Below are 22,197 nucleotides of genomic sequence, written 5' to 3'. Positions count from 1 at the left end.
GTTCACCCTCGTTTGAAGGCCAACTCGGACGAACTTTTTTATGATGGGCCGACATCCTCGGGAACACTATGGCCGAGATACGGCTAGAGAACCTGCGCAAAGAGTTCGATACACGCTCGGGAACCGAAGTGGCGGTCGAAGGAACCGACCTGACGATCGACCACGGCGAGTTATTCACGTTCGTGGGCCCGAGCGGCTGCGGGAAGACCACGACACTTCGAATGATCGCCGGCCTCGAGACACCGACCGAAGGCACCATCACGTTCGACGGGGAGGACGTGACGGATCTGCCACCACAGCATCGCGATATTGCGATGGTATTCCAGAACGTCGCGCTCTACCCCCACAAGACCAACTACGACAATATCGGGTTCCCGCTCAAGATGCGCGGCGGTACCGACAACTACGACGAAATCATTCGCGAAACGGCAGAGCTTCTAGAAATTACGGATACCTTGGAGAAGAAACCCGGGCAGCTCTCCGGCGGCCAACAGCAGCGAGTCGCCCTTGCCCGCGCGATTGTCCGGAACCCCAACGCGATTCTGATGGACGAGCCGATGAGCGACCTCGACGCGAAGCTCAAGGCCGACCTCCGCGTCGAGCTTCAACGTGTCCACGACGAGATCGACACGACCATCATCTACGTCACTCACGATCAGGAGGAGGCGATGACGATGAGTACGCGGATCGGGCTCATGAACGACGGCCGCATGGCAGCCGTCGATACTTCCGAGAACATCTATCAGCGTCCGAAGAACGCGTTCGTCGCGCAGTTCATCGGCCAGCCTGCGACGAACGTCGTGGACGCGCAACTGTCCGAGGATGATTGCCTGATCGCGATGGGCGGCGAAACGGGCCTCGACCTGTCGGAGCACGCGGCGACGCTACGGGAGGCCACCGATCCAGACGGAATACTCGAACTCGGCTTCCGTCCCCAACACCTCGAGCTCACCGACGACCCCGGGGCGAGTCTGTTCACCCTCGAGGTCGACGTCTGGGAGCCGATTAGCGAGAACTACATCGTCTATCTCTTCGACGACGAGGGGAACGAGATCAAAACGATATCTGATAAGGTCTCGTTGCTCGAATCGGGCAACCAGATCGGTGTCAAGGACGTCAAGACGATGTTCTTCTTCGACCCGGAAACGGGAGAAAAAGCCTTGCAACTCGACTCTGCGGACGCGCCCAGTCTCGTCGGGCCGAGCAGCGCCAACTGAACTGTCGGAATTCGATCGTAAATTCCGCGGCCGCAAGATCGACGTCCGTTCCCGATCAGCCGCAGATCTCGGTCGAACTGGTTTGATCGCCGAAATTTATTTGTGTGATGATCACAACCGTGGTGGTATGGCAAGAGATGGCAAAGCAGTAGGTGCCAGTACTGACAGCCACGGGAGGATCAGTCGGCGACGAGTCCTCGAGACGAGCGGTGCGGCGATGATCACCGCGGGGTTGGCCGGGTGTAGCACCCTGCTCGGCAACGGCAGCGCGGACTCGGGAATCACCGTCGTCTCGTACAACAGTTCCTCGGCTGCGAAGGACGCTTGGAACAGTATCGCCAAGACGTACGAGGAGGAGACGGGAAACACGGTCAACATGCAGTACACTGGGTTCACCGACGTCATCTCAACGGTGAGCCAGATGATTCGCGGCGGCAATCCCCCAGACCTCGTCATCGCCAACATGAACGTCGCCGGGACGCTGTTCGCGCAGGACCAGCTCGCCCCGCTCACGGACATCGTCGACGATCTCTACGAGGGCGAAACGCCTGAGGAGACCTTTATCACGGGCGACGACGACGAGGTGTATGCCCCGGTGTACTCGACGACGCTACACGGTCTGGACGTTCGGCGTGATCTAGTCAAGCAGGCCGGCGGGACGATGCCGGACGACTGGGTGAATCACGATATGGGCCTGTCCGACTTCGCCCAGTGGGGCCAGCAGATCAAGGACCAGACCGGGAAGTCGCTGTGGGCCTACTCGTCGGCCGCCAGCGGGCGCGGCGCCATGCAGGGGATGAACCTCTTGTTCATGAACGGCGTCCACATCTATTCCGGAACGCGCGGAAACTACGAGGTCGTCCTGGACAAAGGTGAGAACAAGCGTCGCGCCGCCGAGTTGCTCTCGTACTTCAAGAACGATCTGAAGCCGGTGTCCGAGGGGAGCCCCAACTACAGCTGGACCGACATGCAAGAGCTGTACGTCAACGGCAAGGCCGCGACGGTGAACTACGGCGTTGGCCGCATGCTCGCACTCCTCGACAACCGGGGCAAGACCGAGCAGTTCAACAATACGATCCCGATAAATCAGCCCCACGACAACCTCCGTGATGACGGCGGACTGATCCAGCAAGACCACGGCACGGAGATGTTGCTGTCGGCGAGCCAGAACAAGGACGCCGCCAAGGAGTGGATCAAGACGTTCCACAACAGCGACGGCTACATCGACTTCCTGCACACGACCCCGTTCTACAAGAACCCGCCCACCCCGGAAGGAATGCGCAACGAAGCGTGGCGGGACAACCCCATTATTCAGCAGCGCTCCGAGATCATCGACTTCCACATCGGTCTGATTGAGGAAGGCTACGCGCACCCCCACGCGGTGGCGATGGGTGACGGAGGAGTGAACATCCCCCACCTCCAAGCGTACCAGGCCGGCGAATACGGCAAGATGATGCAGTACGTGACCGTCGAGGGCCAGAGCCCCGAAGAGGCCGTGAGCAACACGGCCGACGCGCTCAGAGAGTACGTATCAGAATGATCGACGTAGTGCGTGACTCGGTCACTCGGCTCCGCGATCGGCTTGCCACGACCGATCAGCGCAGCCGCAAGTCCCGGTTCGGGATCCTGCTGTTCGCACCCGCGCTCGTCCTGCTCATGTCGCTGTTCCTGATCCCGATAGCGTATATCTTCTACCTGAGCCTCCACGACATCGGCATCCTCGAGGCCTCGGGCGAGTTCGTGGGTATCGGAAACTACGTCGAACTCTTCACCGACGCGGCGTTCCAGCACGCGCTCTGGGTCGGCACGGTATACGCCGTCGGGTCGGTGGCGTTCCAGTTGCTGCTCGGCCTCGCGCTGGCGCTGTTGGCGAACAAGTCGTTCCGTGGCGTCTCCGTGGTCCGGACGCTGGTGATCTTCCCGTATCTCGTCCCCATGATCGCCGTCGTGATCATGTGGCGCTGGATCGCCAACCCCGTCTACGGCGTGCTCAACTACGCGCTCACGTCGACCGGTCTCGTCTCAGAGAGCATCAATTTCTTCGGCTCGCTCGAGTTGGTGATGCCCGCGCTGATCGTCGCGTCCAGCTGGAAGTATACAGCGTTCGTGTCGCTCATCCTGCTGGCGCGGCTCCAGGCCATCGACGAGACGCTCTACGAACAGGCGAAGATCAGCGGTGCGTCGACGTGGCAGATGTTTCGCGAAGTGACGCTCCCGAATCTCAAGAACGCCATCCTGCTCGTGGTGTTTCTTCGCTCGATCTTCATGTTCAACAAGTACAGTTCGATCTGGCTGTTCACCGAGGGCGGTCCGCTCTCGGCCACGACGAACCTGCCGATCTACCTGTACGAGCGGACGTTCCACCAGTTCGAACTCGGCATGGGGTCGGCCGCGGCGATGACTCTCTTTGGGATCCTGATCTGCTTCGCAATCGTCTACTTCACGCTGTTCAACCCCAGCGAAGAAATTGAAACAACCTCGTGATCACCTATGAGTGAGAAAACCCGCACGAAATCGTTCGAACGGCCCGATCAGTTCATAGAGACGCACACCAAGCGACGCCTGCTCAAGGTGGTCCAGTACTCCGTGCTCATCGGCCTGCTGATTTATATCGCGTTCCCGGTGTTGTGGATGATGTTGAGCGCGTTCAAGACGCCGAGTCAGATCTTCGGTACGCCTCATCTCATCCCCTCGAACCCGACGCTCGAGAACTTCAGCGTGCTGTTGACGGAGACGGTGTTCCCGACCTACCTCGGCAACTCGATTATCGTTGCGATCGGGGCGACGCTACTGACGACCACGCTCGCGACGCTCGGTGGGTACGGTCTCACGCGGTCGGAGTTCCGGAGTAAGAAGACTCTGGCGCGAACCGTCCTGCTGACCTATATGTTCCCGCCGATCCTGCTAGGTATCCCGCTATACATAATCTTCTACAACCTGGGACTGCTCAACACCCCACTCGTGCTCATGGTGGCACACACGGCTATCGCACTGCCTTTCTGCCTCTGGCTGATGTGGCAGTACTTCCAGACGGTCCCGATCGCCTACGAAGAGTCCGCCTGGATCTACGGCGCGACCCGGTTCCAGACCTTCCGCAAGATCGTGTTACCCATGGCGCTGCCGGGCATCATTGCCATCGCGATCTTCGCGTTCGCCGTCTCCTGGAACGACTTCACCATGGCCGTCGTCCTCATGACGGAGACGTCTGCGAAGACGTTCCCGGTCGGGATCAAGGACTTCCTGGCCTCTCAGCAAGTGAACTGGGGCATCGTGAACGCTGCCGGATTCATGATCATCGTGCCCCCGCTCCTGTTGGTGTTCTTCCTTCAGAAGTACATCATGGTCGGATTCCAGATCGGCCGGTAGCTAGACTGGTTGCCGCCGCCTGGCCGTCGTGCCCGGAGCAATGGTCGGGCGGAGTCACGGCGAGCCCTGACAGGGCGAAGCCGACGTTGTTTGATTCGATGTTACCGATATTATTCGTAAATGTTAGCAGGAAGTTATAAGTGGATGGCGACTGTCCTCGAGATATGGCGAGCACTGTGACCGAGCTTGTCGAGACCAAACAGAACGGCGACCTGCTAACGATCTCGTTGAACCGACCGGAGAAGCTCAACGCTCTAACGCCCGAGCTCATCAACGGTGTGTACGAGGTGTTTGAGGACCTCGCGGCCGACCCCGGTGCCCACGTCCTGCTCACCGGCAACGGCGATGTCACCTGTGCAGGTATGGACACCGATATCGTTGCATCCGACGACTACGATACCGAGTTCGGCGATGTCGACGAAACGATGCGCCAGCTCTGTGAGCATATCGGCGAGTACCCCTATCCCACAGCGATGGCCGGGAAGGGGGCCGTCATCGGCGCCGCATTCGGAATGTCCGTCGAATGTGACTTCGTGATTCTGGGCGAGGACACCACGTTTTCCTTCCCCGAAATCACCTACGATGTCTGCCCGAGCGTCTCGCGGATCGAACACCTCGGCGACGTCGTCGGTCCCCGCGTCGCCAAGGAGATGGTCATGACGGGCGAGCCGATCGACCCGTCGCAGGCCAGGGCGCTCGGTCTCGTGAACGCCGTCGTTCCCGAAGACGAGGTGGACGCGGCTGCCACGAAGTTACTGGAAAAGATCAGCGAGCACGAAGCGGACATCGTCCGGCAGATTGGCGACGTTTTTTGAACGGCCACCTTTCGCCGGTCACTGAGGGTAGTAATAGGCACTCACAATCGGTCTTTCCGAGACGCCACGAGCAGGATGTCCCGTTTGTTTCTAGAGTGGGGTCGGTCCGAGACGGCAGCAGTCCCAGATTGATTTTCGTCTAGTTGCACAGCAGCCTCGGAGCGTCACCTGCACAGGCGTAGCTGCTTGTACTCGCTTTCCTCCAATCACTCGGGTCTCTCCGCGTTCGGCCGCTAAAGCATCCAGCCCTATCTGCGTCTCGTAGGCGTCCAGCCACACCACAGTTGCAGACCGACAGCCGAAAACGCCGCCGAATCTTTAAGGTGCTTACGCATGATATGATAACTCATGGTTTCGACAGACCCGGAGCAATATCCGGAGGGTATCGAACCGGAGGTCCAGCTGCCGCTCGGGAGACGTCCGCTCTACGAATATCTCGAGCACCACGCAGACGAGCGTCCGGACGAGATCGCGCTCAACTTCTACGGCCGAACGCTCTCGTTCGCGGAGCTGAACGATGCCGTCGATGCGTTTGCGAGCTATCTCGCCGACCGCGGCTACGGGAAGGGAGACACCATCTTGCTCTTCCTCCAGAACTGTCCCCAGTTCTACGTCGGGTACCACGCCGCACACAAGCTGGGCATGAAGGTAAGCCCCTGCAATCCGATGTCGAAGGAACACCGTGTGGAGTATCAACTCAACGACGCCGACGTCGGCGTCGTGCTCACGCTCGCGTCGTTCGGCGATATCATCGCGAACGTCTGGGACGAGACGGCACTGGAGGACGCCGTTTACACGCGATTAGATCGCTACCTCCCCGAGGAGCCGGTCCCCGCGATCCACGATGAGATGGGCGAACTGATCGCAGCCACTCCCGACGAACTCCCCACTGACGGGGAGTTCCTGGCCGACGTGCTCGACGATCACGCTGGAGAGTCGGCGCCCGACGTCGACCATGATATGGACGACGTGTGTCTTCTCCAGTACACGTCCGGGACGACTGGTCTACCGAAGGGATGCATGCACACCTACGAGACGATTCTCCACAAGGCAGGCACCAACGCGACGCTTTACAACTTCGATGAGGAGGACGTTCACTTCGGAGTCATGCCCGTTTTTCACGTCGCCGGAAAGCTGAACACCGTCGACACCCCGCTGGTCGGGGGCGGTGCCACCGCCCTCTTGACACGCTACGAACCTGAGGCGGTCATGGAGGTCGCTGAGCGGTATCGGCCCACACACTTCTGGCTCACGACGCCGATGGTTCGGGAAGTACTCGACCATCCGGACCGAGATACGTACGACCTCACATCCTTCGAGTACAATCCAGTCTCGAGCTTTGGTGAGGGTCTCACGCAGGAACTCGCTGACCGATGGCACGAGGTCACCGGTGCCGAAATAGCAGAGGGGGCCTACGGACTGAGCGAAACCCACACCAAGGACACCTTCACTCGGAAACTCGGCATCGTTGAAGAGGGGTTCGTCGGCCTCCCTGCACACGACGTCGACATCGTGATCCGAGATTGGGAGACCCACGAAGAGGTGCCGCGCGGCGAAATCGGCGAGATCAGCGTGAAGTCACCGTCGGTGATGGAAGGCTACTGGGAGAAACCAGAGAAGACTGCGGAGACCATGTACGAGGGCTACGTCCTCACGGGCGACATCGGTCGCATGACTGAGGACGGCTACCTCTACTTCCTCGGCCGGCGCAAGAGCATGATCAAATCCAGTGGATACTCCGTTTCGCCGACCGAGGTCGAGAAGATCCTCAAGACCCACGACGGGATCAACAACGCCGCCGTCTTCGGACGAAATCACGAAACCCGCGGTGAGGAGGTAATCGCAGTCGTCACCCTCGTTGACGATGGGCTGACCGCTGACGAGATCGTTTCGTGGGGTGCCGAGAACATGGCCGCATATAAGCGGCCACGAGAGGTGATTATCCGAAACGAGATGCCTCTAACGGATATGGGAAAACTCGACAAACAGGCACTCAAAGAGGAGGTGCTGTAGGCTGGACTTTCTGGGCCTAAGATCGCTCCCTCGATAAGGCAGCGTCTAGTTAGGCCAGTTTGAAAAATGAGCAGGTCGTAGAGTTTGGTTGGATCTATGCTCACAGACCTGCTCAGCGAAAGCTACATGGCGGATTTTGATGAACATTGGGAGCGTGAGCGGGTGGCAACGCCCGTCAGGGCGTTCGCCGTCCGGCTCCATGCAACTGGTTGTTCGCTTCGGGAGACACAAACGACTCTTCGGTCACTCGACGTAGAACGCTCTCATTAAGCAATCTGGCACTGGATGAATCGGCTGTCTGACATCGTTCAGATCCGCCGACGTCCACGAGAGCTTCGCTCTCGTGCGGCCTCTTGGAGCGCAAAGCGCTCCAATGGTCGGCAAATCTTCGGTTCGCCTCGACAGCAGAACGCGACGCGTTCTGAGGACGGCTTCGCCGTCGTGGGTCGCGGCTGATAAAATTACTGCCAAGATATGCTTCGAACAGTCTTGGATATACGATACAATATATCTTGACACGAAGCTCATCCTCGATGTCGCACTTTTTAGACGGCGAGGCACAGATCCAACTGCTGCGTTTCTGCATGGACTCGCCGAGAAACACGATTTCTCCGTGGCTGAGTTTCTCGTCGATGGTGCTGGCTGTCTGATTGCCCTCTCTCGAGTCGAATCGCATGGTCACCTCGACTATGTCAATCGAACCCACATCGGAAAGTGGTTTCACACGTTCAAAATTCGGATCGACCGCTTCCATGGCTCGTGAGACGGCAGTCGGGCAAGCACTAGAGTAATAATTGAACGGTTTGTCCACTACTATAACACACAGTAATCGCACTAGTCACTCAATAAATAGATATGTAGCCAATATAGATTCGCTGGAGTTGTACGCGCTTCGCAATGAAGTTAATCTGGAGTGTAAGTATCACTGTAACGCGTTGGCAGCGCAGTTCGCACCGCTGAGGAAGTCGATTTCGTTATAGGCGAACGTATGCCCCTTGACGAGGCGGACGACGTTGTCTTAACCGGCAGTACGGCCGTCATCTACGAGTCCGACAGCCATCCGTGGATTGCTGAACAGGAGGAACTCGTCGACCGAGGGATCCCGGCCCTCGTGGCTGAGATAGAGATTGTTATTCGTAGTGCACTACACGGCAGAACTACTGCCGATATCGAGATTCAAGGGCCTCAATTTCGCCGTTACAGACGAGAATCTTCGATAGGGGGTATAGAAGGTCTCTATCCGCTGTGTTAGTTCGAATCCCTTTCGACATCGATCCAATACCGGCAACCACGTTCGAATTACAAGCGGTATCGATTAGTACGGACGAGACGGCTTTCTGTTGCCAACTACAGCACTGCGAGCAGTACAGTATGCTCTCACCCTCGTGTCGCCTGTGTCTACCACGGTACTTGCCTCGGGTCGTCCGTCCGTAGATCAGGTTTGCTGTCCGTCCACGTAGACGACGCCGTCTTCGACGATCACATCGTAGGTCGGCAGGACGAGATCATTGTCGGCAAGTTGCTCACCTGTCTCGAGGTCGTAGGACCAGCCGTGCCACGGACAGGAGATGATCGGTTCGTCGTCGGCGTAGCTCTTTTCGACGCGCTTTCCGGGCTCGACGAACTCGCCAACGAGCTTCTTGCCGACTTGCCCCTTGGCGACCGGCCCGCAGTCGTGGAGACACTTGTTCCGAACGGCGTGGAACTCGCCGCCGACGCAGATAACGCCGACTTCCGCTCCGTTCACCTCGACGAGTTCGCGGTCGCCGTCTTCGAACTCCGCCTTGGATTTCACCTCGATCAGGTCCGCGTCGCTCATAAGTCGAACACCTCCTTCGCATTCTCCGAGAGGATTTGTTTCTTCTCGTCTTCCGAGAGGAACGGGAGATCGGCGACAGTCGTCGGTCGGTCGTAGTCCCAGTGGGGGTAGTCCGACGCATACATCAGGCTGTCCGTGCCGATCATGTCGAAGCACTTCTCAAGGTACGCCGAGTCGGCCGACACCTCCAGGGGCTGAGTTCCATAGTAGAAGTCGGTGATATACTCACCGGGCTTCTTCTCGAGCAGCGGTGCCTCTTCGGGGCGTTTGAGGTATTCCTCATCGAGGCGTGTGATCAAGCCGGGAAGGTAGGTGACGCCTGACTCCATGAAGACGATGTCCAGGTCGGGGAACTTCTCCGGAATGCCCTGGCAGACGAGGCTGACGATTTGAGACATGTTTGACTCGAGGAAGCCCAGCGTGTGCGTCTCAATCATCTCTTGGTAGCCCGCGCGGACGTACTCGTCAAGGCCAGCACCGCCAGTGTGGAAGACCGCTGGCAGTCCCAGCTCCTCGCACCGCTCGTAGAGCGGGTCGTACTTGCGATTGCCCAGCGGGGGTGTCGCACCCGCGGTGACGAAACAGGCACCGACGTACGCGTCATTGTCCTTAACGCGATCGAGGATCTCCATCGATGCGTCGATATCGCCGTACGGGATCGGAGCCAGACCGTGAATTCCATCGTCGGGATCGAGCACTTCTTCCTGCATGTACTCGACGTACGCCTTCGCGAATACGCTCTGGCGGTCGTCGTCAGCAGTCGTTCCCGCTCCGGCGAGAATGAGATGCGAGATCAGTAGCGTCTCGTCGACGCCGATGGACTCCATCCCCTCACGGATCCGTTCGGGTGTTTCGGGATCGTCAGGGTACGAGGAGTGTTCGCGAGTAACCTTTCCGTGGGCCTGCCGATCTCCGGTCGAGAAGGGGAAAAACGAACTGAGATTCTGCTTTGCGCCCTTCTCGTCGAAGTTGCTGCCCTCGAACTTCGTCTTCCAGGGCTCTTCCATGTACTCGGCGACGTCGTGGAACGACTCCATGTAGTGACAGTCGCCGTCGATGACGTAATACTGATCTAACGTCTCTTGTCTCGGCTGACTCTCGTCTGACTCGAGCATAGTCGTACAACATTTGCCCCGTCATATACACCCTTACTTTGAGGGAATGATAACCTATACCACAACCTAATTATACCTCGTCCCCCTCCCCTCGCCCTTGATTTGAAATGGTCAAAATACGATGATAGTTCATGCAGGAGAGTGTTTACAGTGGTATTCTTGTAATGCCTCGTGGCGAGTGACGCAATCGTCACCGAGATCGTACGTAATATGCGTTTAGAGTGTGCTCGTAGAACTCTCCGGCCCGATTGAATATATCAAATCCGTAGTCGGTTCCAGATAGAACGATACGGTTTGTGACTAACGAGACGACACGTACTACAACAGGATACCCGCGCTTGATGATCGCTATACCGTTCCTTTTCGGGCTTCAGCTGTGATTTGTGATACTCAAATCAACAGATAGAATAGCCAAAGACCAGAATATTGCGCTGGAGAGACACACTCTCCCAAAGATTGAATATCTCCCTACCAAATGCATCTATATGGCTCAACAGAGTCAATTATCGTACGGCACCGACGGAGCGTGGAACGAGCTATACATCAACGGCGAATGGGTCACCGCTTCCAGCGGAGAGACCATCGACGTCGAGGACCCCTCCACCCGTGCGACCGTTGCACAGGTTCCCGCAGCCGCCGAGGAGGACGTCGACGCCGCCTACGAGGCCGCGGCCGCGGCACAGTCTGACTGGGAGGCAACGCCGCCGGCCCGTCGAGAGGAACTCGTACAGGAACTCCTCGAAACCATCGAGGATCGCAGCGAAGAGGTCGCGGAGTTGGTGACCACTGAGGTCGGTGGGTCGGCCGTCATGGCCGGGACATCCCTGCATCTCGCCGAGGATCAGCTTTCCGAAGCTGCGACCGTTCCCCGACGAATGAAAGGCGAGCATGCGCGCTCGAATATTCCCGGGAAGGAAAATATTGTCCAGCGCGAGGCCAAAGGAGTCGTCACCGTTATCTCGCCGTGGAACTTCCCGCTGAATCTCTCGATGCGTGCGGTCGCACCGGCTATCGCCGCCGGAAATACGGTCGTCCTTAAGCCTGCGACCAATACGCCCATCGTCGGCGGACTCCTCTTCGCTCGGCTCTTCGAGGAGGTCGGCTTCCCCGACGGCGTTCTCAACGTCGTTACGGGACGCGGTTCCGAAATCGGCGATCGCGTCGCGAGTCATCCCAAAAGCGACGTCGTCGCCTTTACCGGTTCGACCCCCGTCGGTCGACGAGTCGCCGCTGCCGCGGGCGAGAACCTCGCTGAGGCGGCGATGGAACTGGGCGGCAACAACGCTCACATCGTCACCGACGACGCCGATATCGACGCGGCTATCGACGCCGCGGTCTTCGGCAGTTTCGTCCATCAGGGACAGGTCTGTATCTCGATCAACCGCCACCTCGTCCACGAGGACGTGTATGACGAGTACGTCGAACGGCTCACCGAACGGGCCGAATCGCTGCCGGCCGGATCGGTCCACGATCCGGACACCATTGTCGGTCCGATCATCGACGAATCCCAGCGCGACGAGATGCTCGAGTACGTCGATGAAACCGTCGACGCAGGAGCGACGCTGGAAACCGGCGGTGAGACGGTCGAACTCGAGGACGTCGACAACTCGCTGGTCGTCGCTCCAACGGTCCTCTCGGATGTTACCAACGAGATGTCCGCCGCGTGCTTCGAGCATTTCGGCCCGATCGCTCCCGTGATCCCGTTCTCGGACATCGACGAGGCCGTCGAACTGGCCAACGACACGGAGTACGGCCTTTCGGGGTCGGTTCACGCTGGCGATGTCGGTGCCGGCAAACGGATCGCCGACCGATTAGAAACTGGGATGGTACACGTCAACGATCAGCCGGTCAATGACGAGGCCCACGTTTCGTTCGGTGGCACTGGAGCCTCCGGCGTCGGCGGGTACAACACGACGGACTTCCTTGAGGAGGTCACCGAGAAGAAGTGGATCTCGCTGCAACACGAACCGCGTGAGTTCCCGTTCTGAGTCGGGTAACTCAACCGTCGGCTGATGTCGATAGAGAGGTCGTCTCGACTACTACCGATTTTCCAATACTGAATCCAGTCAGACTCGATGAAGGATGCGCTGATGGATCTTTTTCTGAGAATATAATCCATCTGGATTATATTCGTGGTGCCATACAATAGCTATGTCTAAGTCCAGAACTACCGGTATTCTGAGAACGTTCGTTCCGTGACCACAAAGCGCCTACTGTCGATTGAGTCGTTCCGTAAACGGACCTGCATGACATTTCCACGCTATCGCCAAAGCGGACGAAGCATGTTGTGAATATCAATAACGGCCATCCGTTTCACAACAATAGAGATGATATCCGTTCTGTTATTTCCGAATATAATTCTTCTCAACTGTCTCGAGAACCCCAGATCCGTTGGTATTTAGACCGAGACACGAGATTCGGTCCGTACTACGCTTCGGCGGAGAACGGATCTCGGAACGATTGGGTTACTGAACGGAAGGAGTCACATTGAGGGGTTCTGCGTGAGCGCCCATCGGGATATTGACGACATTCTCGAAGTCGTTCTTATCGTCGCAGAGCATCTTTCCGGTCGTCTTCAGCGATCGGAGGTCGATCAGAATAACCCCGATCACGGGAAGGACCATCTCCTCCCAGACTAATAGGTAGAGAGAGTCGGCGATTTCATAGTAAGAGCAGGGCGTAGCCTCCGCAATGTCCTTCTCTTCGCCTTCTAGACAGTGCCAGACGAAGCAGCCATCGTTCAGGTAGATGTGTTCATAGATGCTATTATCGCTATATGTGTATTTCACTCGTTTTCCCGTCAGTTCGTCCGTCTTCTCGTGAATCACTGTGGAATCCGTAAACGGTTGATCGATGACTGCAGAGCGGATTTCGTACTCGCCAGCCCCCAGCGATTCGTTAGCCATCGCATGTTCGAGCAACAACTGAGGCATCTCGTCTTTCGACGACGGGATAGTCGCAGTGATGACCGTTGCAATTTCTCGCTCGAAATCGAGAATGAGGGATTCCGAGGTGCGCTCTTCTTCGCTAATCATGTAGTCTACGAAGTAAATGTTCTCCCGTGGCATCGTCGCATTGTAACGTGACTCAATCTCTTCACCGGGATTGTCTGTACGCTCCAACTGCTGCTTGTCAATGAACGTGTACGTTCTCGAAAGACCATCTTCGAAGTTCAACGTCAGTTCTTTTCCAGACAATGAATCAACGGCCTCCATCTGATTCACGCCATATTCTTCAGCGATGTCACCCATCGGAATCCAGTTTGATGAACCAGTCATGGTCGAATCCATTATTTACCTAGAGAGGAACACACATAGTAGTTTCGAACATGGCAAAAGGATAGATGGGGGGTATCATCTTACTAATCGCGAAGTTACGCCGTTTTCCGGACCTCTTCGTGCCCTTCTTGAAATTCGAAGTATAGCTAAGTATGGTTCTCATGAGAAGCCGTACAGGTGTTACGCCTCGACAAAGCGAGAAGAACCTCAGTCTCAACGCCGACATCCAGCAAGTCAACGTCCACCTCGCTCGGTGGCCGTATCGCTGTCGTATACATCGGTGTCCGTCTCCGACGCGTACTGCGCGACTATATCTGTCGGATCACCGGCCGCAGGAACTGGAAGTCAGTCTTGACTGGAAGGATTTCTCTGTCGATCGCTCCAAAAACGGCCCCGTCCGTACACGGAACGCTCTTTCCACGAAGGAAGATGATCGAAAATGTAATATATGTCACTTCATGTACAGGGCCTATGGAAAACGAAATAGGTCAGCCCGCGATTGAACTCGCATTCGACATCCGCCACGGACGCATCTCTCCGGTAGAGGTAATTGACGAGACGTTCGAACGGATTGATCGGCTCAACGACGAGTTCAACGCCTTCGTCTATCTCCGGGAAGAGGACGCAAGAACGGAAGCGTTAGCGGCCGAGCGGGCGCTCGAGAACGGTGATCCTGTAGGGCCGCTCCACGGAGTACCAGTTGCGCTGAAGGACCTTGACTCGCACGTGGAGGGGATGCCGTACACGTTCGGTGGAGTGAAGCCGCTCGGCGAGCAGATGCCGGAGCGGACGTCGGTCACTGTACAGCGACTCCAAGACGCGGGGGCCATCGTCGTCGGGTCAACGAACAGCCCCGAATTCGGCGCGTCCGGGGACACGACGAATCCGATGTTCGGTTCGACAGGGAACCCATTCAACTCGTCGAAAACGGCCGGCGGCTCGTCCGGCGGGAGTGCGTCGGCTGTCGGGGCAGGCATGATACCGCTCGCGCTCGGCTCTGACGTCGCTGGCTCCCTCCGAATCCCGGCAAGTGTCTGTGGGACCTATGGACTGAAACCGACACCAGGCCTCGTCCCGAGCGAGTCACAGCCAGACCTGTTCCGTGATGCGGCCCCGTTCGTCTCCTACAGCGGACTAACGCGGACAGTCGAGGACACGGCACTCCTGCTTGACGTCATCGCCGGCGAGCACCCGCGAGATCCGCTCAGCGTGCCCGAAGCCGACACAGAGTACCGGGACGCCGTTGATCGCTCGATAGAGGGACTCTCGGTCGCATTCAGTCCCGACCTCGGCGTCTACGACGTCGAGGATACTGTTCTCAGCACCGTCGAGGACGTCCTCGAGACGCTTCGGGGAGCGGGAGCCACAGCCGAGCGGGTCGACATCGACTTTGGTATCCCGTTCGATGTACTATTGGAGAGCTACAATGCACTCCTCAATCCGAGCCTGTCTGCGGCGGTCGAGGGGATCGAGCGCGAAATGGGCATCGACCTGCTGGGAGAGCACCGCGACGAGCTTTCACCACAGGTCATTGACTTCATCGAGGACGGCTACGAGTACAGCGCCGTCGAGTACAAGCAGGCGAGCGTCGTGCGGTCGCGTGCATACGAGACGATCCAGCGCGTCCTTGACGGACACGACCTGTTGGTGACGCCGACGCTCGCAACAACGCCGTGGGAAAAAGGCAAGCCCGCGCCAGACAAGATTGCAGGCGAGGCTCCCGAGACCGACAAGGAAACATTCCTCACGTGGCCGCTGAACCTGACTGGTCACCCGGCAGCGTCGATTCCCGCTGGGCGCTCGGCGGAGGGACTCCCCATCGGCGCACAACTCATCGGGTCGCGGTTTGCTGAAGATACAGTGTTAGCTGCCAGTGCGGCGATAGAGCGGCGACAACCGTGGATGGACGACTATCCGGCCCAGCCGTAACGAATTCAACGGCCAGATCGCGGTCCACGAACGACTCCGATATAGCGAGTAGAGATGTGTGTATTCTTGGGAGGAGAGACTCACACAGTAGGAGTAATGCTGCAGTGGTGGAGAGCCAATGCGCTGGCTCATTTCGACAGTGCTTGCCCTCGTAATCGGGTAGTCCACTACCCGTCATCTGCTCACTCCATAGAGCCTGCACAGTTGCGACTCCCCGTTCCGTCCGGAGATCAATGCCGTATTTCGGCACCGTCTCACGGCACTGATCGAAACCGTCATCATCATGTTCACGTTCCTATCCTCGAACTCGATCTTGAGTTTGACCTCGATCAGGTCCACGTCGCTCACAGACCGATATCGTAGCACTCGAGTGCGATCGAAACGGCGGTCAAAACCGTCTCAAGCCACATAGCTATCACGGAATTTTGACATCGACTCCCGTTTCACTAGCTGTTCGTATAGGCGGTCGAAGAGTTTTCAACCGAGGGAGAATCCGTCGGCGCCGCCTAGCTGCAAGGATCCTTATCCGTTGACAACCTGTTCGATTACTAATCTTCGGCTTCAGGTTCTCCTCTGGTTTGTAGAGTCGTTCCCGCTTCTCTTCTGGCTTTCAACTGTGTGAGTACAACGGATACGACTGCTGTTGCGACCACGACCGCAAGCGTTGTCACGAATACCGAATCGCCCGAGAAGTAGAGCGCGGCTATCAGCCCGACGATTCCGATGACGGTGACAGCCGGTACCGACTCCGGTCCGCCGGCGCTAAACGGCCGGTCGTAGTCTGGGAGTTTGTATCGAAGCGCGATGACGCTGGCGAGGATCATGATGTAGACGACGATGAAGAAGTTCGCCGCCGCGTTGATAAGGACTGTCGGGACAGACACCAACCAGAGGAGTGCCAAGATAATCCCACCAGTGACCACCAGCGCAACGTCGGGTGTCTGGAACCGAGGATTGATCCGTCCGATTGCTGACGGTAAGTATCCCTCTCGACCGAGATTCCAGAGTTGTCTCGATGTTCCGGCCAGCACAGCATTGAACGTCGCGCCGGTCGCGACGAAACTGATAATAGCCATAATCCACTTTCCGACGGGGCCAAAGAACGCTTCAAATGCGACAACTTGCGGAAACGGCGACTCCGCTAACGTCGCTGACGCGAGCGATCCGTCCATCGCGATGATGAACGGAACTCGAACCAGGAACACGAGCCCGAGAACAGTGAGCATCGCCTTCGGGAGGACGTTCTGCGCGTCTTCCACCTCTTCGGCGAGAGGTCCAAGGACCTCCCATCCAACGAGTAACCAAACCGCGAGAGGAACGAAGGCCAGTATCGGTGTCCACCCGCCTGCCGTCCATGATAGCTCTGATGTCTCGAACGACGTTTGGCCAAATCCTCCGATCTGCAATAGTGAGAGAATCACGATCACCCCCACTAACGCAGAGAGAAGCACGACGGCGGTCTTCCCGACCAAGTCGATACCGGCGATGTTGATGCCGACGAAGAGGATCACCAACAGTGTCCCCCAGACTTGCCATGAAAGCAGACCGGGGAATACGAAATTCAGAATCTGTCCGACGATGGTCGCTTCTGATGCGAGCGCGATAAATACCAGCCAGTACACTAAACCGGTGGCCACTCCAGCGCTCGAGCCGAAGCTCCGTTTCACGTACGTCATGAAACTCCCTGCGACCGGAAACATCGTCGACAGCTCCGCTAGTCCGAGCGCCGCGAAGCTCATCAGTGCAAATGCGATAACCATGCTGATTATCATTCCGGACCCGATCTGACTAACTCCGCGCCCGGCGACGAACAGCGTCGTCGAGGATGTAACCATCCCGAAACTAATTGCAACTGCAGTCCAGTACCCTAACTCTCCGGTTTTAAGCTCTGCCTCACCATTATCCATTGGTAGCGTACCACACTATATCATGATGCACCCATAAAACTTGGGGTCTTTAAGTGTAGATGGTTACTCAGAGACGGACGAGTAGTTGGCTACTCCAGGAGATTTGCATATAGTACATGTTTAGATCTCATAGTACAAATACGTACAAATGAGTGTTCAATCTCTATTAGGGAAGCGTACCGACAGGGTATCATCGTCTCCGTGTCGATCACTGAGGGGTCACTATCGACGATGATAGGCTGTTCCTCCCGTCTCTCACTGTTTTAGCGGTAGCTCGGTCCTTGGTCCGATTCTGTTCAGATATATGTGAAATAATATCTCCGACCCTCCCCATTCGATGAATGTTCGATGTTACCTACCGCTTCATTGTCCGCCTATCGCAAGTAGTCGAGTCAGAATCTGCTTCGTCTTCCTTGCCGATGGCCTCGACGATGAGTTCGGCCACGTCGACGATCTCGATCTCCGCTTCGTAGCCGCCAGTCTTGCGACCGTCCTCGTACATCGTCATGCACATCGGACAGGCGACGACGAACTTCTCGACGCCGCTGCCGGCGTCGGTGTCCTCGAGCGCCTCCCGGAGCCGCTCCTCGCTGGATTTGGGTTCTTCCACGAAATCCATTCAGAGGCCGCCACCGCCGCCACAGCAAAAGGAATTGCTGCGGTTGCGGGGCATCTCGAATGCCGGCGCTGTAGACGCGCAGCCCCTCGAGCTGGAAGCCGCCGATGCCGAGCGCGAACAGCGTCCCGATGCAGAGATCGTCTTCGGTGGAGGTGTGGCGGTCCCAGAGCCGATAGTTGCGAACCCAGTAGCGTCGGTAGATTGCCATCCTACTGCCGACGACGAACAGCAGGCCCATGGCGTTGACGATGAACTGGTAGGCGAGATAGAAGTCACCGTTCCAGAAGGAGAGGTGGAGAAGTTTGTTCGCACCGTACTCTTCTACCAGCAGAATCGATGTCGCGACAAACAGGGTCGGAAATCCTCACAGGATACACGAGTGCATCAGGACGCCGTAGAGGTTTCTGTTGAACTATTTCTCGTTCGAAAGCACGATCTTGGTCGCGCTCGCGACGCGGGTTTGGAGGTCGGCGAGCCACGGGAAGGAATCGTCGTCCCCCGCAGCGTAGCGAAAGAACCGCTGATAGACACCGTACGTGAACACGGCGACTGCGGTGAACGCGAGGAGGTAAAACACCGCGTACTCGACGCTGGTGATCCCCCAATACGTCTCTCTCACGACGGTAGACTGAACGACGAAATCCATGTCGAACGGTGAGATATATTACTAGAACTCGTCGATGAGTTCGGGGACGACGTCGAAGAGGTCGTCGTGGATCGCATAGTCGGCAATGTCCATGATCGGGGCGTTGGGGTCCGTGTTGATCGCGACGATCGTGTCAGAGCCTTTCATGCCGGCGACGTGCTGGACCGCCCCGGAGATACCGATCGCGATGTAGACATCGGGCGTGACGACCTTTCCAGACTGGCCGACCTGCCGGTTCTTCGGGAGCCAGCCGTTGTCGACGATCGGACGAGACGAGGACAGCGTCGCGTCCAACGCGTCGGCGAGATCGCGGATCAGATCGAGGTTCTCCTCCTCCTCGATCCCACGGCCGATCGAGACGAGCAGATTGGCCTCGCTGATGTCGACGTCGCCGCCGCCGACTTCCTCGAAGCCGGTCACCGTCGAGCCGATCGCGTCCTCGTCGATGTCGGCGTCGGCGGCTTCGATTGCGGCGTCGCCGGTGCCCTCCGCAGCGGGCCACTCGGCACCGCGGATCGTGACGATTGCGTCGCCGGAGAGTTCGGTGGTAGTTTCGACCTTGCCGCCGTACATCTCGCGGGTCGCGACGAGCGTCTCGCCGTCGGTCTCGAGGCCGATCGTGTCGGTGACGATCGGGAGGTCGAGTTCGGTGGCGATGGCGGGGGCGTAATCGAGGCCGTTGACGCTGTTCGGGGTCAGGACGTACTGGGGCGCGAGTTCGTCATAGAGCTGGGTGACAGCTTGTGCGTAGACGTCGTGGTTGAACTCCTCGCCATGGTCGACGGTGTGGATGGCGTCGACGCCTTCGCGGTTGAGCTTCTCGGCGAAATCGTCGACGGTGCCGCTGATGACGGCCAGATGGAGGTCGCCGCTGGTCTCGTCGACGAGGTCGCGGCCGGCAGTGATGAGTTCGTAACTGACGTCGCGCAGTTCGCCGCGGCGGTGGTCTGCGACCGCGAGGACGTCGCTCATTGTGCCACCCCCTTGTCGCGGAGCAGCTCACCGAGCTCCGACGCGGTCTCGTCGGCACTGCCCTCCCAGACGGTGACGTCGCTCTCGCTTTCGGGTTCGTACATCTCCGTCAGCTCGAGGTCGCCCTCGACGGCGCTCTCGTCGACGCCGATGTCGGCGAGGCTCTGGACATCGAGTTCCTTGCGCTGGGCCTGTCGGATACCACGCAGGCTGGCGTAGCGAGGTTCGTTGATCCCCGTCTGAATCGTCAGCACCGCCGGCAACTCGATCTCGGTCAGCTCCTCGACGCCGCCCTCGAGTTCACGGCGAACCGAGGCGACCCCGTCGTCGAGGTCGTGCTCGAGGTGGTTGACGACGGCACCCCACTGGTAGCCGATGTTCTCGGCGACGGAGACGCCGGTCGCAGCGAAGCTGTCGTCGCCGGCCTGGACGCCGCTGAGTACGAGGTCGGGATCCTCGGCTTCGACGACGGCGCTCAGAATCTCGGTCTTCGCGCCGACGTCCAGTAGGTCGACGCCCTCGAGGGAGTCGTCCCAGACGCGGATGGCGCGGTCGGCGCCCTTCGCCAGCGCCTGCCGGATGGTCTGTTCGCAGTCTTCGGGACCGATCGTGACGGTCACGACCTCGTCGGCGATGCCGTCCTCTTGGAGCTGGACGGCCTCCTCGATGGCGTAATCGTCCCACTCGTTAAGATCGGCTCCGAGGTACTGGTCTGCGATTTGGGTTCCCTCGATTTCGAACTCGTCTTCGACAGTCGCCACTTCTTTGACCGTAACGAGAATTTTCATCGTCTATGGCTCTACCAATACAATATAAAAAGATTCCGGTATTTGGGATGTATTTTTCCTGTGAGCGGCTATGAGATAATAACGGATATCAAGCATTGCTAGTAATACTCAGACGTATCCTAACGGCACGATTACAAACATATGCCTGTAAAAATATCGGGATATCGGATCGAGATGCTGTGTGATCTGTATTAGTGCTACTAGTAATACTGGAAGTGAGTGATCTCCGGGCCTCGTTCTAAATCCGATAAACAATAAATAAGCCATAGGAAAATTCTTCGTAATGACAATAATATTTGTGATATAAGAATGTAAAATATACTGGCGGCATTATATAACTCACAGTAATATATAGACATGAGCCGTTAAGATATAACGTTTCTCGCCGTTTTCAGACAGAATATTGTGTCTCGGTAGGCAGGTTACCAAAATATTTTTTACAGTGGATAATCCCCTCTATTACGAGGCGACTGATACCCATGACAGCAGACGCAGAAGTCATCGTAGTCGGCGGTGGATGTATTGGGAGTGCGATCGCACGAGAACTAGCGTCGGATCATGACGTGATGCTCCTTGAACGAGATCAGCTTGCCGCTGAGGCGACGAGTCACTCGTCAGGACTCGTGAATCCTGAATTAGTCTATCCGGACCTTCCGAAGGCGGGCGAATACGTTTATCAGTACTTCGAAACCCTCGACGGAGTAGGGAACTTCGAATATATCGACCGAGAAATGGTCTGTCTTGCCGCACCTGACCGGGTCGAAGACGGTAAACGATACGTCGAGGAAATGGCAGATCCGAGTGGATACGACGTTACGTGGCAGTCGGCCGCTGAACTCGAAGAGCGGTACCCGGACCTCTTTAACGTCGACGAAGACGAGGGGCCGATCGCAGGTGGGATGGTTCTCGAACGAACGGGCTGGGTAGAACCCTATACGTTCACCACAGCGCTTGCCAAAGACGCCGAGAAGCGCGGTGCAACGATTCGTACCGGCGTCGAAGTAACCGATATCCTCGTCGAAGACGGAGCGGTGACGGGCGTCGAAACGACCGACGGTGTCGTTCGCGCGCCGACGGTCGTCACTGCTGCCGGCTGGCGAACGCGACAACTCGTCTCCGACTACGTCCAGTTGCCGATCCAAGCCAAGCGCTACTGGTCTGTCAACCTAACCAGTCAGAGCGGCGTCGAGACGGATATCGCAGACGAGTACCCGATCTGGTACGACGAGGTCTCGGACTCGTTCTGGCGTCCGGAGCGGAACGACGACGACGAAATCCATATAAGCGGTGTCGAAGGTATCGTCGAACAGGAGGGATCGGTGAAACATAGCGCGGACGAGGAGGTCCACCGAGAGCTGGCCATCCGGACACCGGAGTTACTCGACGAGTTCTCGGACGCGGCGGTCGCGAGCGACGGCTGCTGTCCAACGGGCGACGCTCAGACGCCGGACTGGTTACCGATCGTCGATTCGCCTGACGAGGCACCTGACGGATTGGTACTTGCGACCGGGTTCAGTGGACTCGGAATCACTGGCACTCCCGTCGGGGTCGCTGCAGTGCGCGAACTGGTCTCCGGATACGGTGCACCGTTCCCGGTGTCAACGTTCGCCCTCGATCGGTTCGACGATCGATCGACGGACTTCGAGTCAACTCAGTGGGAACTGTTCGATGTGTCCGAACTCGAGACTACAGAGTAAACGGAGCGCTAACGAC

16 protein-coding genes and 3 pseudogenes are annotated in these 22,197 nt (G+C 57.7%); 11 read left to right on the top strand and 8 right to left on the bottom strand.

The genetic code is table 11. The features are described 5' to 3' along the window. Window positions 1-68 precede the first annotated feature (68 nt). From ACJ70B_RS18940 to ACJ70B_RS18905, 8 genes and pseudogenes are all read left to right on the top strand, one after another. A complete protein-coding gene (locus tag ACJ70B_RS18940) occupies window positions 69-1,217 on the top strand; it encodes an ABC transporter ATP-binding protein (protein WP_408960573.1) in 1,149 nt (382 codons plus the stop codon). Between the two features lie 127 nt (window positions 1,218-1,344). Continuing rightward, window positions 1,345-2,757, top strand: a complete 1,413-nt coding sequence (locus ACJ70B_RS18935; protein WP_408960572.1) for an ABC transporter substrate-binding protein — start codon at window positions 1,345-1,347, stop codon at window positions 2,755-2,757. Next, complete coding sequence (locus ACJ70B_RS18930; RefSeq protein ID WP_408960571.1) at window positions 2,754-3,701, top strand: carbohydrate ABC transporter permease; 948 nt, start codon at window positions 2,754-2,756, stop codon at window positions 3,699-3,701. The genes ACJ70B_RS18935 and ACJ70B_RS18930 overlap by 4 nt, the downstream gene beginning before the upstream one ends. A 6-nt stretch (window positions 3,702-3,707) precedes the next feature. Further along, a complete protein-coding gene (locus tag ACJ70B_RS18925; protein ID WP_408960570.1) occupies window positions 3,708-4,583 on the top strand; it encodes a carbohydrate ABC transporter permease in 876 nt (291 codons plus the stop codon). A 164-nt stretch (window positions 4,584-4,747) separates the two neighbouring features. Continuing rightward, a complete protein-coding gene (locus tag ACJ70B_RS18920; RefSeq protein WP_408960569.1) occupies window positions 4,748-5,398 on the top strand; it encodes an enoyl-CoA hydratase/isomerase family protein in 651 nt (216 codons plus the stop codon). A 348-nt stretch (window positions 5,399-5,746) separates the two neighbouring features. Continuing rightward, a complete protein-coding gene (locus ACJ70B_RS18915; RefSeq protein WP_408960568.1) occupies window positions 5,747-7,411 on the top strand; it encodes an AMP-binding protein in 1,665 nt (554 codons plus the stop codon). Window positions 7,412-7,507: 96 nt separating this feature from the next. Continuing rightward, window positions 7,508-8,240 (top strand): annotated as a pseudogene (locus tag ACJ70B_RS18910) (IS6 family transposase). A gap of 159 nt (window positions 8,241-8,399) precedes the next feature. Continuing rightward, window positions 8,400-8,663, top strand: a complete 264-nt coding sequence (locus tag ACJ70B_RS18905) for a hypothetical protein (protein ID WP_408960567.1) — start codon at window positions 8,400-8,402, stop codon at window positions 8,661-8,663. 183 nt (window positions 8,664-8,846) lie between these two features. On the opposite strand, the gene ACJ70B_RS18900 is transcribed toward ACJ70B_RS18905, so the two are convergent. Both ACJ70B_RS18900 and ACJ70B_RS18895 read right to left on the bottom strand, forming a co-directional pair. Then, window positions 8,847-9,230 (bottom strand): Rieske (2Fe-2S) protein, encoded by a 384-nt coding sequence (locus ACJ70B_RS18900; protein ID WP_408960566.1) that lies wholly within the window; start codon window positions 9,228-9,230, stop codon window positions 8,847-8,849. Next, complete coding sequence (locus tag ACJ70B_RS18895; protein ID WP_408960565.1) at window positions 9,227-10,345, bottom strand: amidohydrolase family protein; 1,119 nt, start codon at window positions 10,343-10,345, stop codon at window positions 9,227-9,229. The genes ACJ70B_RS18900 and ACJ70B_RS18895 overlap by 4 nt, the downstream gene beginning before the upstream one ends. 485 nt (window positions 10,346-10,830) lie before the next feature. On the opposite strand from ACJ70B_RS18895, the gene ACJ70B_RS18890 reads away from it, so the two are divergent. Beyond that, a complete protein-coding gene (locus tag ACJ70B_RS18890; protein ID WP_408960564.1) occupies window positions 10,831-12,333 on the top strand; it encodes an aldehyde dehydrogenase family protein in 1,503 nt (500 codons plus the stop codon). A gap of 477 nt (window positions 12,334-12,810) precedes the next feature. Here ACJ70B_RS18890 and ACJ70B_RS18885 read toward each other — a convergent pair whose 3' ends face one another. Beyond that, window positions 12,811-13,635, bottom strand: a complete 825-nt coding sequence (locus tag ACJ70B_RS18885; protein WP_408960563.1) for a MoaF C-terminal domain-containing protein — start codon at window positions 13,633-13,635, stop codon at window positions 12,811-12,813. Window positions 13,636-14,094: 459 nt separating this feature from the next. Between ACJ70B_RS18885 and ACJ70B_RS18880 the strand changes: the two genes are divergently transcribed. After that, window positions 14,095-15,552, top strand: coding sequence for an amidase (locus ACJ70B_RS18880; RefSeq protein WP_408960562.1), 1,458 nt, complete (start codon window positions 14,095-14,097; stop codon window positions 15,550-15,552). A gap of 548 nt (window positions 15,553-16,100) precedes the next feature. Here the strand turns inward: ACJ70B_RS18880 and ACJ70B_RS18875 are convergent. From ACJ70B_RS18875 to ACJ70B_RS18855, 5 genes and pseudogenes are all read right to left on the bottom strand, one after another. Continuing rightward, entirely contained in the window at window positions 16,101-17,459 is a 1,359-nt protein-coding gene (locus ACJ70B_RS18875) for an APC family permease (protein WP_408960561.1), read from the bottom strand. 355 nt (window positions 17,460-17,814) lie between these two features. Then, window positions 17,815-18,135, bottom strand: a pseudogene (locus ACJ70B_RS18870) (heterodisulfide reductase-related iron-sulfur binding cluster); the annotation flags it as partial. Next, window positions 18,131-18,724, bottom strand: a pseudogene (locus tag ACJ70B_RS18865) (Fe-S oxidoreductase); the annotation flags it as partial. The pseudogenes ACJ70B_RS18865 and ACJ70B_RS18870, both read right to left, overlap by 5 nt. 21 nt (window positions 18,725-18,745) lie before the next feature. Continuing rightward, window positions 18,746-19,696 carry an electron transfer flavoprotein subunit alpha/FixB family protein gene (locus tag ACJ70B_RS18860; protein WP_408960560.1) on the bottom strand — a complete coding sequence of 317 codons (951 nt, stop codon included), beginning with the start codon at window positions 19,694-19,696 and terminating at the stop codon, window positions 18,746-18,748. After that, a complete protein-coding gene (locus ACJ70B_RS18855) occupies window positions 19,693-20,484 on the bottom strand; it encodes an electron transfer flavoprotein subunit beta/FixA family protein (protein WP_408960559.1) in 792 nt (263 codons plus the stop codon). Before ACJ70B_RS18855 ends, ACJ70B_RS18860 begins: the two co-directional genes overlap by 4 nt. 479 nt (window positions 20,485-20,963) lie before the next feature. Here ACJ70B_RS18855 and ACJ70B_RS18850 point away from each other — a divergent pair, with 479 nt between their 5' ends. After that, window positions 20,964-22,181 (top strand): NAD(P)/FAD-dependent oxidoreductase, encoded by a 1,218-nt coding sequence (locus ACJ70B_RS18850; protein ID WP_408960558.1) that lies wholly within the window; start codon window positions 20,964-20,966, stop codon window positions 22,179-22,181. Window positions 22,182-22,197: the final 16 nt, after the last annotated feature.

The sequence above is a fragment of the Natrinema sp. 74 genome (assembly GCF_046097095.1).
Classification (GTDB): Archaea; Halobacteriota; Halobacteria; order Halobacteriales; family Natrialbaceae; genus Natrinema.
The sequence above is the reverse complement of the archived record's forward strand: the minus strand, read 5'-3'. Positions and strand labels throughout refer to the sequence as shown.

Coding starts and splice junctions, on each gene's coding strand:
- ACJ70B_RS18920 (WP_408960569.1), top strand. CDS start 4,748: ATGGCGAGCACTGTGACCGAGCTTGTCGAGACCAAACAGAACGGCGAC.
- ACJ70B_RS18925 (WP_408960570.1), top strand. CDS start 3,708: ATGAGTGAGAAAACCCGCACGAAATCGTTCGAACGGCCCGATCAGTTC.
- ACJ70B_RS18875 (WP_408960561.1), bottom strand. CDS start 17,459: ATGGATAATGGTGAGGCAGAGCTTAAAACCGGAGAGTTAGGGTACTGG.
- ACJ70B_RS18860 (WP_408960560.1), bottom strand. CDS start 19,696: ATGAGCGACGTCCTCGCGGTCGCAGACCACCGCCGCGGCGAACTGCGC.
- ACJ70B_RS18850 (WP_408960558.1), top strand. CDS start 20,964: ATGACAGCAGACGCAGAAGTCATCGTAGTCGGCGGTGGATGTATTGGG.
- ACJ70B_RS18890 (WP_408960564.1), top strand. CDS start 10,831: ATGGCTCAACAGAGTCAATTATCGTACGGCACCGACGGAGCGTGGAAC.
- ACJ70B_RS18905 (WP_408960567.1), top strand. CDS start 8,400: ATGCCCCTTGACGAGGCGGACGACGTTGTCTTAACCGGCAGTACGGCC.
- ACJ70B_RS18880 (WP_408960562.1), top strand. CDS start 14,095: ATGGAAAACGAAATAGGTCAGCCCGCGATTGAACTCGCATTCGACATC.
- ACJ70B_RS18885 (WP_408960563.1), bottom strand. CDS start 13,635: ATGGATTCGACCATGACTGGTTCATCAAACTGGATTCCGATGGGTGAC.
- ACJ70B_RS18895 (WP_408960565.1), bottom strand. CDS start 10,345: ATGCTCGAGTCAGACGAGAGTCAGCCGAGACAAGAGACGTTAGATCAG.
- ACJ70B_RS18855 (WP_408960559.1), bottom strand. CDS start 20,484: ATGAAAATTCTCGTTACGGTCAAAGAAGTGGCGACTGTCGAAGACGAG.
- ACJ70B_RS18935 (WP_408960572.1), top strand. CDS start 1,345: ATGGCAAGAGATGGCAAAGCAGTAGGTGCCAGTACTGACAGCCACGGG.
- ACJ70B_RS18940 (WP_408960573.1), top strand. CDS start 69: ATGGCCGAGATACGGCTAGAGAACCTGCGCAAAGAGTTCGATACACGC.
- ACJ70B_RS18930 (WP_408960571.1), top strand. CDS start 2,754: ATGATCGACGTAGTGCGTGACTCGGTCACTCGGCTCCGCGATCGGCTT.
- ACJ70B_RS18900 (WP_408960566.1), bottom strand. CDS start 9,230: ATGAGCGACGCGGACCTGATCGAGGTGAAATCCAAGGCGGAGTTCGAA.
- ACJ70B_RS18915 (WP_408960568.1), top strand. CDS start 5,747: ATGGTTTCGACAGACCCGGAGCAATATCCGGAGGGTATCGAACCGGAG.